The sequence below is a fragment of the Streptococcus sp. SP1 genome (assembly GCF_030440005.1).
GTDB classification, from domain to species: domain Bacteria; phylum Bacillota; class Bacilli; order Lactobacillales; family Streptococcaceae; genus Streptococcus; species Streptococcus parasanguinis.
This window is the reverse complement of the sequence record NZ_JAQFJJ010000002.1, coordinates 76,139-88,793: the sequence shown is the minus strand read 5'-3', so window position 1 is coordinate 88,793 and position 12,655 is coordinate 76,139. Positions and strand designations below refer to the sequence as shown.

12 protein-coding genes are annotated in these 12,655 nt (G+C 43.0%); all 12 read left to right on the top strand.

Annotated features, from left to right (window positions below; all coding sequences use genetic code 11):
• The first annotated feature begins 13 nt into the window (after positions 1–13).
• The 12 genes from PCY07_RS01510 (at position 14) to PCY07_RS01455 (ending at position 12,653) form a co-directional block, all read left to right on the top strand.
• Positions 14–1,090 carry an aspartate-semialdehyde dehydrogenase gene (locus PCY07_RS01510; protein WP_049473189.1) on the top strand — a complete coding sequence of 359 codons (1,077 nt, stop codon included), beginning with the start codon at positions 14–16 and terminating at the stop codon, positions 1,088–1,090.
• A 495-nt stretch (positions 1,091–1,585) separates the two neighbouring features.
• Positions 1,586–2,521, top strand: coding sequence for a 4-hydroxy-tetrahydrodipicolinate synthase (dapA, locus tag PCY07_RS01505; protein ID WP_061604217.1), 936 nt, complete (start codon positions 1,586–1,588; stop codon positions 2,519–2,521).
• 176 nt (positions 2,522–2,697) lie between these two features.
• Entirely contained in the window at positions 2,698–3,036 is a 339-nt protein-coding gene (locus tag PCY07_RS01500; RefSeq protein ID WP_003001449.1) for an ATP cone domain-containing protein, read from the top strand.
• Positions 3,037–3,149: 113 nt separating this feature from the next.
• Positions 3,150–4,001 carry a ribosome biogenesis GTPase YlqF gene (ylqF, locus tag PCY07_RS01495; protein ID WP_041818199.1) on the top strand — a complete coding sequence of 284 codons (852 nt, stop codon included), beginning with the start codon at positions 3,150–3,152 and terminating at the stop codon, positions 3,999–4,001.
• The gene (locus tag PCY07_RS01490; RefSeq protein WP_301355065.1) at positions 3,988–4,755 is read left to right on the top strand and encodes a ribonuclease HII; all 768 of its coding nucleotides are present in this window, start codon (positions 3,988–3,990) and stop codon (positions 4,753–4,755) included. Before ylqF ends, PCY07_RS01490 begins: the two co-directional genes overlap by 14 nt.
• A gap of 3 nt (positions 4,756–4,758) precedes the next feature.
• On the top strand, positions 4,759–5,688 hold the full coding sequence (locus tag PCY07_RS01485) for an ROK family protein (RefSeq protein ID WP_301355066.1): 930 nt from the start codon (positions 4,759–4,761) through the stop codon (positions 5,686–5,688).
• 60 nt (positions 5,689–5,748) lie between these two features.
• On the top strand, positions 5,749–6,597 hold the full coding sequence (gene dprA, locus PCY07_RS01480; protein WP_195311533.1) for a DNA-processing protein DprA: 849 nt from the start codon (positions 5,749–5,751) through the stop codon (positions 6,595–6,597).
• An 86-nt stretch (positions 6,598–6,683) separates the two neighbouring features.
• Entirely contained in the window at positions 6,684–8,771 is a 2,088-nt protein-coding gene (gene topA / locus PCY07_RS01475) for a type I DNA topoisomerase (protein ID WP_301355067.1), read from the top strand.
• A 106-nt stretch (positions 8,772–8,877) separates the two neighbouring features.
• Positions 8,878–9,555, top strand: a complete 678-nt coding sequence (locus PCY07_RS01470) for a SatD family protein (protein WP_301355068.1) — start codon at positions 8,878–8,880, stop codon at positions 9,553–9,555.
• Positions 9,539–10,243 (top strand): DUF3307 domain-containing protein, encoded by a 705-nt coding sequence (locus tag PCY07_RS01465; protein WP_301355069.1) that lies wholly within the window; start codon positions 9,539–9,541, stop codon positions 10,241–10,243. The genes PCY07_RS01470 and PCY07_RS01465 overlap by 17 nt, the downstream gene beginning before the upstream one ends.
• 154 nt (positions 10,244–10,397) lie before the next feature.
• Positions 10,398–11,732: a methylenetetrahydrofolate--tRNA-(uracil(54)-C(5))-methyltransferase (FADH(2)-oxidizing) TrmFO gene (gene trmFO / locus PCY07_RS01460; RefSeq protein ID WP_003014968.1), complete on the top strand. Its 1,335-nt coding sequence runs from the start codon at positions 10,398–10,400 to the stop codon at positions 11,730–11,732.
• Between the two features lie 93 nt (positions 11,733–11,825).
• Complete coding sequence (locus tag PCY07_RS01455) at positions 11,826–12,653, top strand: alpha/beta hydrolase (RefSeq protein WP_003015026.1); 828 nt, start codon at positions 11,826–11,828, stop codon at positions 12,651–12,653.
• The last annotated feature ends 2 nt before the right edge of the window (positions 12,654–12,655 follow it).

Genomic DNA, 12,655 nt, shown 5'->3' with positions numbered 1-12,655 from the left:
AAGAGGATTTACTATGGGATACACAGTTGCTGTTGTCGGTGCTACAGGTGCCGTTGGTGCTCAAATGATCAAAATGTTGGAAGAATCAACTCTTCCAATCGATAAGATTCGCTACCTTGCGTCTGCACGTTCTGCAGGAAAAGTCTTGCAATTTAAAGGGCAAGATGTAACCATTGAGGAAACGACTGAAGATGCTTTTGAAGGGGTTGATATTGCTCTGTTCTCAGCTGGTGGTTCAACATCTGCCAAATATGCACCTTATGCAGTGAAAGCAGGCGCAGTAGTGGTTGATAACACTTCTTATTTCCGTCAAAATCCGGATGTCCCATTGGTTGTTCCTGAAGTGAATGCACACGCGCTTGATGCTCATAACGGCATTATCTCTTGTCCAAACTGTTCAACCATTCAAATGATGGTCGCTCTTGAGCCAGTTCGTCAAAAATGGGGCTTGGACCGTATCATCGTGTCAACTTACCAAGCTGTTTCAGGTGCCGGTATGGGAGCTATTCTTGAAACCCAACGTGAGTTGAAGGAAGTCTTGAACGACGGGGTCAACCCACGCGATGTCAAAGCAGAAATCTTGCCATGTGGTGGTGATAAAAAACACTACCCAATTGCTTTCAACGCTCTTCCACAAATCGACGTCTTCACAGAAAATGACTATACTTACGAAGAAATGAAGATGACAAACGAAACTAAGAAAATCATGGAAGATGATAGCATTGCCGTTTCAGCTACATGTGTGCGTATTCCAGTCTTGTCAGCTCACTCAGAGTCAGTCTACATTGAAACAAAAGAAGTGGCACCAATTGACGAAGTAAAAGCTGCTATTGCAGAATTCCCAGGTGCAGTCCTTGAAGACGATGTTGCTCACCAAATCTACCCACAAGCGGTTAATGCGGTCGGTTCACGCGATACCTTCGTTGGACGGATTCGTAAAGACTTGGATGCTGAAAAAGGGATCCACATGTGGGTTGTTTCAGATAACCTTCTTAAAGGAGCTGCTTGGAACTCAGTCCAAATCGCAGAAACTCTTCACGAACGTGGACTCGTACGTCCAACAGCTGAATTGAAGTTTGAATTGAAATAGGGAGAAAAACAGAAATCAGTAACTCGAAGAGTTTGATTTCTTCCTCGCTATTTGGATTTAGTGCCCCCGCACAGTTGATTAGGTTATCTTTAGTTATTTGATGGCATGTTAAAACTTAAGGAAGAACTTACTTCGTAAGTCTTATCTGCCACCTCAAAGCATTGCTTTGAGCAATCAACCACTGTGTCACGAAACAGAAATCAGTAACTCGAAGAGTTTGATTTCGTAGTTTTTCCCCCGCACAGTTGATTAGGTTATCTTTAGTTATTTGATGGCATGTTAAAACTTAAGGAAGGACTTACTTCGTAAGTCTTATCTGCCACCTCAAAGCAATGCTTTGAGCAATCAACCACTGCGTCACGAAACAGAAATCAGCAACTCGAAGAGTTTGATTTCTTCCTCAGCTTTCTAACGAATCAACTTGTTTTATGAACAGATCATGAGGCAAAGGCAAGCAAGCCCCAGCCTCTTTCTTATATAGAGAAAGGTTTTTCTATGTCTTATAATGATTTAAAGGATTGTAAAATCATCACTGCATTTATCACCCCCTTCCATGAAGATGGGAGCATTAATTTTGACGCTCTTCCTGACTTGATCGAGCACCTCTTGGCTCATCATACAGATGGGATTCTCTTAGCTGGAACGACTGCAGAAAGTCCAACTCTGACTCACGATGAGGAATTGCAACTCTTTGCGGCCGTTCAAAAGATTGTCAATGGTCGAGTTCCTTTGATCGCTGGTGTCGGAACCAATGAAACTCGCGACTCGATTGAGTTCGTTAAAGAAGTGGATGCTTTTGGTGGCTTTGCAGCAGGATTGGCTATCGTCCCTTACTACAACAAACCATCCCAAGAAGGAATGTATCAACACTTTAAAGCGATTGCGGATGCATCTAATCTTCCGATTATTATTTACAATATTCCTGGACGCGTGGTTGTGGAAATGACGCCTGAAACCATGCTTCGTTTGGCAGAACACCCAAATATCATTGGGGTCAAAGAGTGTACAACCCTTGCTAATATGGCCTACTTGATTGAACACAAGCCAGAAGAATTTCTCGTCTATACAGGGGAAGATGGAGATGCTTTCCACGCTATGAATCTTGGTGCAGATGGAGTGATCTCAGTGGCTTCTCATACAAATGGAGATGAGATGCATGAGATGTTCCAAGCCATTGAACACAACGATATTAAAAAGGCTGCGGCCATCCAACGTCAATTTATCCCTAAAGTCAATGCTCTCTTCTCTTATCCAAGCCCAGCTCCTGTCAAAGCAGTCTTGAACTATATGGGCTTTGAAGCGGGGCCAACTCGTTTGCCATTGGTGCCAGCACCGGCAGAAGATGCGAAACGCATCATCAAGGTTGTAGTGGATGGGGATTACCACGCGACCAAAGAAATTATTACGGGAGTTTTAAGACCAGATTACTAATATTTTATTGTAGAAAATGTGTTTGAATAAAAATAACTTAACTTCCCAATCAATGAATCTATTTTTTGAAAGACCTTTGATTCTTTGTAAAAAAATTATATAATAAAGTAGTAGGTCTTCATTTCTTTATAAAGGAAATGGAGTATTCATGAAAATTTAAAATAAAGGAGACTCCGATGGAAGTCATTAAACGTAGTGGAGAAGTGGTTGAATTCAACCCAGATAAAATTTACCAAGCTATTTTGAAAGCTGCGCAAGTTGTCTATGTTTTGACAGATGATTTGCGTCAAAACTTGGCCCAAGTAACGAAGAAAGTTGCCATGGATTTGGATGAAGCCCAAGTAGAACGTGCAACCATCAGTATGATCCAATCATTAGTGGAACAACGCTTGCTGGGAGCAGGTTATATTACCATTGCAGAACACTACATTTCTTATCGCTTGCAACGTGATTTGGAGCGTAGTGGCTACGGAGACCACATCGCCGTCCATTTGCATTTTGAACAAATTCGCTAGAATATAAAATAGAAGTTACTTCGGTAGCTTCTTTTTAGTATTTTTATTAATCACTGAGAATTCTAGAAAACATGGTATAATAGAAGAGATTGAACTGGAAAGGAAGTGAGATTATGGCAACTATACAATGGTTTCCTGGACACATGTCCAAAGCTAGAAGACAAGTACAAGAAAATTTAAAATTTGTGGATTTTGTGACGGTTCTGGTAGATGCTCGTTTGCCACTATCAAGCCAAAATCCTATGTTAACGAAAATTGTTGGTGATAAGCCTAAATTAATGATTTTAAACAAGGTAGACTTGGCCGATCCTGTGGCGACAAAAGAATGGCAGGACTATTTCGAATCACAAGGGATCAAAACCCTAGCCATTAACTCCAAAGAGCAATCTACGGTTAAGAAGGTCACAGATGCTGCTAAGAGTTTGATGGCCGATAAAATTGCCCGTCAAAAGGAACGAGGGATTCAGATTGAAACCCTTCGGACCATGATCATCGGGATTCCTAATGCTGGGAAATCAACTCTGATGAACCGCTTAGCGGGGAAAAAGATTGCTGTTGTTGGGAATAAACCAGGGGTGACTAAGGGGCAACAATGGTTGAAAACGAATAAGGATCTTGAAATCTTGGATACTCCAGGGATTCTCTGGCCCAAGTTTGAAGATGAAGAAGTGGCCTTAAAGCTTGCTTTAACAGGCGCCATCAAGGATCAGTTGCTTCCAATGGATGAAGTGACCATCTTTGGCCTTAACTATTTTAAAGAGCACTACCCAACTGTTTTGCAGGAACGTTTTAAACAAATGGATCTGGAACAAGAAGCTCCTGAAATCATTATGGAGATGACCCAGAAATTAGGATTTCGTGAAGATTACGACCGTTTTTACCAACTCTTTGTCAAAGATGTTCGCGATGGGAAATTGGGACGGTATACGCTGGATCGCGTAGGGGAAATTGATGGCAACCATTAAGGAAATTAAAGAGCAATTAGCAAGCATTCAGCGGTTAGACGATCCTTTATTGACTGAATTGGAACAGGATAGCCGATCTGGTGTGATCCAAGCGATCGCAAAGCGAAAAAGAGAAATCCAAAAACGTTTAGATGAAGACGAGCGCTTGGAAGCAATGCTGGCCTATGAAAAAGAATGCTATGCTCGTGGGATGGAGCTCATTGCAGGAGTGGATGAAGTGGGACGTGGCCCATTAGCGGGTCCAGTTGTTGCAGCTGCCGTGATCTTGCCGAAAGCTTGTAAAATTCCGGGGCTCAACGATAGTAAAAAGATTCCAAAATCCAAACACAAGGAAATCTATGAGGCTGTGCTCCAAAATGCCATTGCGATCGGAATCGGCGTCAAGGATAATCAAGTGATAGACCAGGTTAATATCTATGAAGCTACGAAGCTAGCCATGATGGAGGCCATTGGTCAGCTAGAGCCTCAACCCCAGCATCTTTTGATTGATGCCATGAGGTTAGATCTTCCTATTTCCCAAACTAGTATCATCAAAGGGGATGCCAACTCCTTATCCATTGCTGCAGCATCCATCGTAGCCAAGGTGACTCGGGATCAGATGATGGAAGAGTTTGATAAAGAATATCCGGGTTATGATTTTGCGCAGAACGCTGGCTATGGGACAGCTAAGCATCTTGCTGGCCTCGACAAGCTGGGAGTGACTCCTATCCATCGGCGTTCATTTGAACCCGTCAAATCAATGTGTGAGGATTAGGCTATGCTATTTACCATCGATATCGGAGGGACCTTTATAAAGTACGGTCTGATGGATGCAGACTATCAATTGATCCGTACAGACAAGATCCCAACACCATCTACGATTGAGGACTTTTGGCAAGGATTAGAAGGAATCGTTGCTCCTGTGCGGGAAGAAATCGATGGAATCGCCATTTCGTGCCCTGGTGAGATCCAAAAGAGCCTTGGCTTTGTCTTTCGAGGTGGTCTCATTCCATATTTGCGCGGCATTCCTCTAGCAAGTAGATTAGAACAAACATTTCAAGTACCTGTCACTGTTCTCAATGATGGAGAAGCTGCTGGTCTAGCGGAAGCAAGGCTTGGTAATCTAAAAAATTGTCCTTGCGGTGCGACCTTGGTCCTAGGGACAGGAGTTGGCCTTGCTCTTCTTTCTAATGGTGACCTATTGAGAGGATGGCAACTGACAGAATACATTCGGTCTATTGATAAGGCAGAAAGAACACCAGAAAATCGCCGCTTTCACCGCGAACTCTTTTTGCAAGGCATTTCCAATCTTTTGGAAAACACCGGTTCAGCTGTTCAATTTGTTGAGAAAGCTCGTCACATCTTAAACCTAGAAAAGGCAGATGGTATAGCTGTTTTCAAAGCTCTTGATCAAGGGGGCCATGAGGAGCTGACATCCTTGTTTCAGGCTTATTGCCACGATATTGCTATTCTGATTTTTAATCTTCAATCTTTGCTCTTGCTTGAGAAGGTGACGATTGGCGGGGGCATTAGTAGTCAACCACTACTGATCGATGAGATCAGTCGACAATACCATGACCTGCTCTCTCAAAAAGGGCATAAACAATTTGAGGCCTTGCCCATTCAAGCGGCTCGCTTCCATAATGAAAGCAACTTGATTGGTGCCGCATCTTACTTTTATTCTTCTATACATCAAAAAAAGTTCTAGAAATAGAGCTTTTTTCCTTTCTTTTTCGAATTAATAAGTGAGAGGAAGTAGAAGGTGACCATGGAGAAATTTGAAATCTTTAAATTAAAAGAAGCCGGTTTATCAAATGAGCAAGTCTTAAGAGTTTTGGACTACTGTAGAAAAGGCCAAGTCTTACCAAGCTTAGAAGAGATAGCAAGGATCGCTCGCTGTCGCAGTATCATTCATTTTGTAGACAAATACCGGCAACTGGATGAAGACCATTTACACAAGGAGTTTGAACGGTTCCCATCTCTATCCATTTTTGATTCTGAATACCCTGAGGAATTGCTACAGATCTACAATCCTCCTGTACTCCTTTTTTACCAAGGAGATTTGGAGCTGTTAACCAGACCGAAGATTGCAGTCGTTGGAGCTCGTGAGACCACGCGAGAAGGGGTTCGTTCTGTAGAGAAGATTATTAAGGAACTTGGGAATGAATTGGTCATTGTTAGCGGACTTGCTAAGGGGATTGATGCGACCGCGCATTATGCTAGTATCCGCAATGGTGGCAAAACCATCGGAGTTATTGGAACGGGACTGGATGTCTTTTATCCTAAGAGCAATCAAAGACTGCAGGCGCATATGGGGGAACACCATCTGATCTTGAGCGAGTATGGTCCAGGGCAGGCACCACTTAAGTTTCATTTTCCAGAGCGAAATCGCATCATTGCAGGCCTCTGTCAGGCTGTGATTGTGGCAGAGGCTCGACTCCGTTCAGGTAGTTTAATTACTTGTGAGCGTGCTATGGAAGAAGGGAGAGACGTTTTTGCTATTCCAGGAAATATTTTAGATGGAAAATCTGCAGGCTGCCATCACTTGATTCAAGAAGGCGCAAAGCTTGTCACATCAGGCCAGGACATTCTTGATGAATTGAAATACGAATTGTGATTTTCCTATAGGAGAAGTTCCTAGTTGACATCTTTCTTAAAATGTATTAAACTCAATGAGATTTATACAATACAGAGGGATAAAACGTGGTAACAAAAACAAAAAAGAAAAGTAGTACAACCAAGAAAAACTTGGTGATTGTGGAGTCTCCTGCGAAGGCCAAAACAATCGAAAAATACCTTGGTCGTAACTACAAAGTCATGGCTAGTGTTGGCCATATTCGGGATCTAAAAAAATCTACGATGTCGATTGACTTCGACAATAACTATGAACCGGAGTATATCAATATTCGCGGAAAAGGTCCCTTGATCAATGATTTGAAAAAAGAAGCTAAAAAAGCCAAACAAGTCTTTCTCGCAAGTGACCCGGACCGAGAAGGAGAAGCTATTTCTTGGCATTTAGCGCATATTTTGAACTTGGATGCCAAAGAAAAAAACCGTGTGGTCTTTAACGAAATCACCAAGGATGCCGTTAAAAATGCCTTTAAAGAACCGCGCCAAATCGATATGGACTTGGTCGATGCCCAACAAGCACGTCGGGTCTTGGACCGGATTGTAGGGTATTCTATCTCGCCTATTCTTTGGAAAAAGGTCAAAAAAGGACTTTCTGCAGGACGCGTGCAATCTGTTGCCCTCAAATTAATCATTGATCGTGAAAATGAAATTAATGATTTTAAGCCGGAAGAATACTGGACCATTGATGGTGTCTTCAAAAAAGGGACCAAGCAATTCCAAGCCAGCTTCTATGGGATTGATGGCAAGAAGATGAAGCTCAACACCAATGAAGAGGTGAGAGCTGTTCTTGAACGCTTAGATGGCAAAGGTTTTACAGTTGAAAAAGTGGAAAAGAAAGAACGTCGTCGAAATGCGCCACTTCCATACACCACCTCTTCTATGCAGATGGATGCTGCCAATAAGATCAACTTCCGTACACGCAAGACCATGATGGTAGCTCAGCAATTGTACGAAGGAATCAATATTGGCTCTGGTGTTCAAGGTTTGATTACCTATATGCGTACCGATTCTACACGGATTAGTCCGGTTGCGCAAAATGAGGCAGCGAACTTTATCGTGGATCGCTTCGGTGAGAAATACTCTAAGCATGGAAGCCGTGTGAAGAATGCTTCTGGTGCCCAAGATGCCCACGAAGCGATCCGTCCATCCAGCGTCTTCAATACTCCTGAGAGCATTGCCAAGTACCTCGACAAGGACCAGCTCAAGCTCTACACCTTAATTTGGAACCGCTTTGTAGCTAGTCAAATGACAGCAGCTGTCTTTGATACCATGAATGTCCGTTTAGGTCAAAATGGGGTTCAGTATACGGCAAACGGGAGCCAGGTGAAGTTTGATGGTTATTTGGCGATTTATAACGATTCAGATAAGAACAAGATGTTGCCGGATATGGTAGAAGGCGATATCGTTAAGCAAGTCAATAGCAAGCCGGAGCAACACTTTACCCAACCACCTGCTCGATATTCTGAAGCGACTTTGATTAAGACCTTGGAAGAGAACGGTGTTGGTCGTCCTTCAACCTATGCACCGACGATTGAGACCATTCAAAAACGTTATTATGTGAAGCTGGTAGCCAAACGCTTTGAACCAACAGAGTTAGGGGAGATCGTCAATAAACTGATTGTTGAGTTTTTCCCAGATATTGTCAATGTGACCTTCACAGCGGAGATGGAAGGGAAACTCGATGATGTCGAACTCGGAAAAGAAGAGTGGCAAAAAGTCATTGATGCCTTCTACAAACCATTCTCTAAAGAAGTCGCGAAGGCTGAAGAAGAGATGGAAAAAATCCAAATCAAAGACGAACCAGCTGGTTTTGATTGTGAAGTCTGTGGCAGCCCGATGGTGATTAAATTAGGACGTTTTGGTAAGTTCTATGCTTGTAGTAATTTCCCAGATTGTCGCCATACCCAAGCGATTGTCAAAGAAATTGGGGTGGAATGTCCAAACTGTCATCAGGGACAAATCATTGAGCGTAAAACCAAACGAAATCGTATCTTCTATGGCTGTAATCGCTACCCAGACTGTGAATTCACTTCTTGGGACAAGCCAATCGGCCGGGATTGTCCTAAATGTGGTCATTACTTAGTTGAGAAGAAAGTCCGTGGCGGTGGCAAACAAGTCGTTTGTAGCAACGGTGACTACGAAGAAGAAAAAGTGAAATAATCTTTTACATGATTCAATGTCTATTATAACGGCAATTTTTATAAATGTCTGTTATAATAGACATTTTTGTTTTTTTTCGTTATAATAGACACAAGGAGGTGGGCTTATGTATCTTGCTTTGATTGCAGATGTCATCGATTCCAAAATGGTACAAGAACGTTTTGACCTGCAAAAACAGTTAGAAATAACGCTTCAAAAGATGAATGGACTTTTTGCGGACTACTTGGCATCCTGTTTTACCTTAACCTTGGGGGATGAGTTTCAGGCGCTTTTAAAAGTGGATGCTCCAGTTTTTCAAATCATCGATACCTTACGTTCAGAACTAACCCCTACTCAGCTTCGTTTTGGAATTGGCCTTGGGGAGATTGTAACAGCTATTGATCCCTTGCAAAGTGTTGGAGCAGATGGTCCAGCTTATTGGAATGCACGCGCAGCCATCAATTTTGTTCATCAGAAAAATGACTATGGCAATACACAGATTTATTTTTCAAGCGGGAAGGAAAACCAAGACTTTTTTGTGAACGCCCTCATCGCTTCTGGAGAAGCCATTCGTTCAGGTTGGCGGGATAGTCAGGAAGAGATCTTGCTCAATCTTCTAAAGAGATCCGTATATAGCGAGTCCTTTAGTCAGCAGGATTTGGCCCAATCACTAGCTATCAACCCAAGTGCCCTCTCTAAACGGTTGAAGAGTAGCAGTGTCCGTGTTTATTTACGGGGGAGAGCAGCTGCCCTGGCCAGTATACAAAGCATAGTGAAAGGAGAGGCCCATGAGCGGATTGTCTAGTATCGTAACGAATCCATATTTGATCCTCTTGTTGATTTGTCATTTGTTATCGGATTATTATTTTCAAAGTCAGAAGATGGCGGATCGCAAGGATCAGGATAAGAAGGTGCTCGGACTTCACATTCTATATGTAGCTCTGCCTCTGATCGTGGTTTCTCTCTGTCATCTGGACTTGTGGTGGATTTGCTTGGTCATTTTACTAACTCATGCTGGAATAGATTTCTTAAAACCGATCGTGCAGAAGCAACTGAAATTACCAACCGCATGGACCTTTGCCTTGGACCAAGTCTTGCATATCGGCGTCATTAGCTGTCTAGTCCTTTTAGGAGCGAAGAATGGCACGACCTATCTGCCTTTGGACAGTTTAAATCTGATCTTTTATGTCCTCCTAGTTGGGAAACCAAGCAATATTGCCTTTAAAATTCTGTTTGCCAAGTATCAACCCACCAGCAAGAAGAAAATGGATACGATCACTGGGGCTGGTTCCATGATTGGCTTTTTAGAGCGTTTGGTGATTGGTTCCTGTCTGGTCTATGGGCAATTTGCTTCTATCGGCCTAGTATTTACAGCCAAATCCATAGCCCGCTATAATAAAATTTCGGAGAATCCAGCCTTTGCGGAGTATTACTTGATCGGGTCCTTGTTCAGTATCCTATCTGCCCTCTTAGCAGCTTGGTTGTGTCTATAAGAAAATAAATAGTAAAGTCTAAGACAGGAAGGAAAAGCCTCCCTGTTTTTTTACTTGGCTTTTTGGTATAATGGACCAAGTAGAAAATTAGAAAGATTTGTGGGTGTCTAACAGTCCAGTGGGGTGTTTTGATACCCAAAGAGGTATTAGTGTCATGTCTCAATCTTATATCAATGTGATCGGTGCGGGCCTTGCAGGCTCGGAAGCAGCTTACCAGATTGCCCAACAGGGAATTCCGGTCAAGCTTTACGAAATGCGTGGAGTCAAATCCACTCCGCAACATAAAACAGACAACTTTGCTGAGTTAGTGTGTTCCAACTCTCTTCGTGGGGATTCTCTCACCAATGCTGTCGGGCTCCTCAAAGAAGAAATGCGCCGTCTGGGTTCTGTCATCCTTGAAGCAGCGGAAGCGACCCGGGTACCGGCCGGTGGAGCACTGGCTGTGGACCGAGAAGGTTTTGCTAGCCGGGTGACGGAGAAGGTGTCCCAACACCCTCTTATCGAAGTCATTCGTGATGAAATTACGGAATTGCCGACAGATGCCATTACAGTGGTCGCAACGGGGCCTCTAACTAGCGATGCCTTGGCAGAAAAGATCCATGCCCTCAATGGTGGCGACGGTTTCTATTTCTATGATGCAGCAGCTCCAATCATCGATGTCAATACTGTCGATATGGACAAGGTCTATCTCAAGTCACGCTATGACAAGGGAGAAGCAGCTTATCTCAACTGCCCCATGACCAAACAAGAATTTATGGATTTCCACGAGGCCTTGGTTAATGCAGAAGAAGCCCCACTCAACTCTTTTGAAAAAGAAAAGTATTTCGAAGGTTGTATGCCAATTGAAGTCATGGCCAAACGAGGCATCAAAACCATGCTCTATGGCCCTATGAAACCAGTTGGACTCGAGTATCCAGATGATTACAAAGGTCCACGTGATGGGGAGTTTAAGACACCCTATGCAGTTGTTCAGTTGCGCCAAGACAATGCGGCTGCTAGCCTTTACAATATCGTTGGCTTCCAAACTCACCTTAAATGGGGCGAGCAAAAACGGGTTTTCCAAATGATTCCAGGTTTGGAAAATGCGGAGTTTGTGAGATACGGCGTCATGCACCGCAATTCCTACATGGACTCTCCGAATCTGCTTGAACAAACTTACCGTTCTAAGAAACAACCGAACCTCTTCTTTGCAGGCCAAATGACAGGTGTAGAAGGCTATGTTGAGTCAGCGGCCTCAGGTTTGGTAGCTGGAATCAATGCAGCTCGCCTTTTCAAAGGAGAAGAAGCAGCGATTTTCCCTGAAACGACAGCTATCGGAAGCCTGGCTCACTATATCACCCATGCTGACAGCAAGCATTTCCAACCCATGAATGTCAACTTCGGGATTATCAAAGAGCTAGAAGGACCACGCATTCGAGATAAAAAAGAGCGCTATGAAAAAATTGCCGAACGTTCCTTACAAGATTTGGCTCAGTTTATGGAAAAATAACCCAAGAAAGGAAAAAGTTTGGAGAAAATCCAGACTTTTTCTTCTAAAAATGGTATAATGAATAAAATTTAGAATATAGAGAGTTTTCTGACAATGAACAAATCCTATTTTTATTTAGATATGAAGACACACGAGTTGAAAGTGCCTTATACCGGAAAACTCCGTCGTGTGCGAGTCTTATTACCTAAGAATTATGAAACGGATACAGATAGACGTTACCCTGTGGTTTATTTCCACGATGGGCAAAACGTTTTGTACAGCAAGGAAGCTTATGCGGGTCATTCCTGGAAGGTGATTCCAGCCATTAAGCGGAATCCCGATATTAGTCGCATGATTGTCGTTGCGATCGATAATGATGGTTTCCAACGCATGAATGAATACTCTGCCTGGAAGTACAAGGAATCTAATATTCCTGGCATGCAATTTGGTGGCAAAGGGGTTGAGTACGGCGAATTTGTCATGGAGGTGGTGAAACCTTTTATCGACCAAGAATACCGGACTCTTGCTGATCGAGAACATACGGCCATGATTGGATCTTCCTTGGGGGGAAATATTACCCAATTCTTGGGATTAGAGTACCAAGATCAAATCGGTTGTTTAGGGGTCTTTTCATCCGCCAACTGGCTACACCAAGATGCCTTCAATCATTATATCGAACGTAAAAAATTATATGCAGACCAACGGATCTACATCTATGTGGGGACTGAAGAGGCGGATGATACAGATAAAACTTTGATGGCAGGAAACATCAAGCAAGCCTATATCGATTCATCCCTTCGTTATTATCACGACGTCATCCAGCAAGGGGTGGAACTCAATCATATTGCCATTCGGATTCAATCTGGTGCTATTCACCACGAAGAAGCGTGGGCAGAGCACTTACCAGAATGCCTTCGCTTTTTGGCTGAAAATTGGGATTAATG

Bases quoted from the DNA above. Each gene is read 5' to 3' on its own strand.
- PCY07_RS01510 (WP_049473189.1), top strand. From the start codon at position 14: ATGGGATACACAGTTGCTGTTGTCGGTGCTACAGGTGCCGTTGGTGCT.
- dapA (WP_061604217.1), top strand. From the start codon at position 1,586: ATGTCTTATAATGATTTAAAGGATTGTAAAATCATCACTGCATTTATC.
- PCY07_RS01500 (WP_003001449.1), top strand. From the start codon at position 2,698: ATGGAAGTCATTAAACGTAGTGGAGAAGTGGTTGAATTCAACCCAGAT.
- ylqF (WP_041818199.1), top strand. From the start codon at position 3,150: ATGGCAACTATACAATGGTTTCCTGGACACATGTCCAAAGCTAGAAGA.
- PCY07_RS01490 (WP_301355065.1), top strand. From the start codon at position 3,988: ATGGCAACCATTAAGGAAATTAAAGAGCAATTAGCAAGCATTCAGCGG.
- PCY07_RS01485 (WP_301355066.1), top strand. From the start codon at position 4,759: ATGCTATTTACCATCGATATCGGAGGGACCTTTATAAAGTACGGTCTG.
- dprA (WP_195311533.1), top strand. From the start codon at position 5,749: ATGGAGAAATTTGAAATCTTTAAATTAAAAGAAGCCGGTTTATCAAAT.
- PCY07_RS01470 (WP_301355068.1), top strand. From the start codon at position 8,878: ATGTATCTTGCTTTGATTGCAGATGTCATCGATTCCAAAATGGTACAA.
- PCY07_RS01465 (WP_301355069.1), top strand. From the start codon at position 9,539: ATGAGCGGATTGTCTAGTATCGTAACGAATCCATATTTGATCCTCTTG.
- trmFO (WP_003014968.1), top strand. From the start codon at position 10,398: ATGTCTCAATCTTATATCAATGTGATCGGTGCGGGCCTTGCAGGCTCG.
- PCY07_RS01455 (WP_003015026.1), top strand. From the start codon at position 11,826: ATGAACAAATCCTATTTTTATTTAGATATGAAGACACACGAGTTGAAA.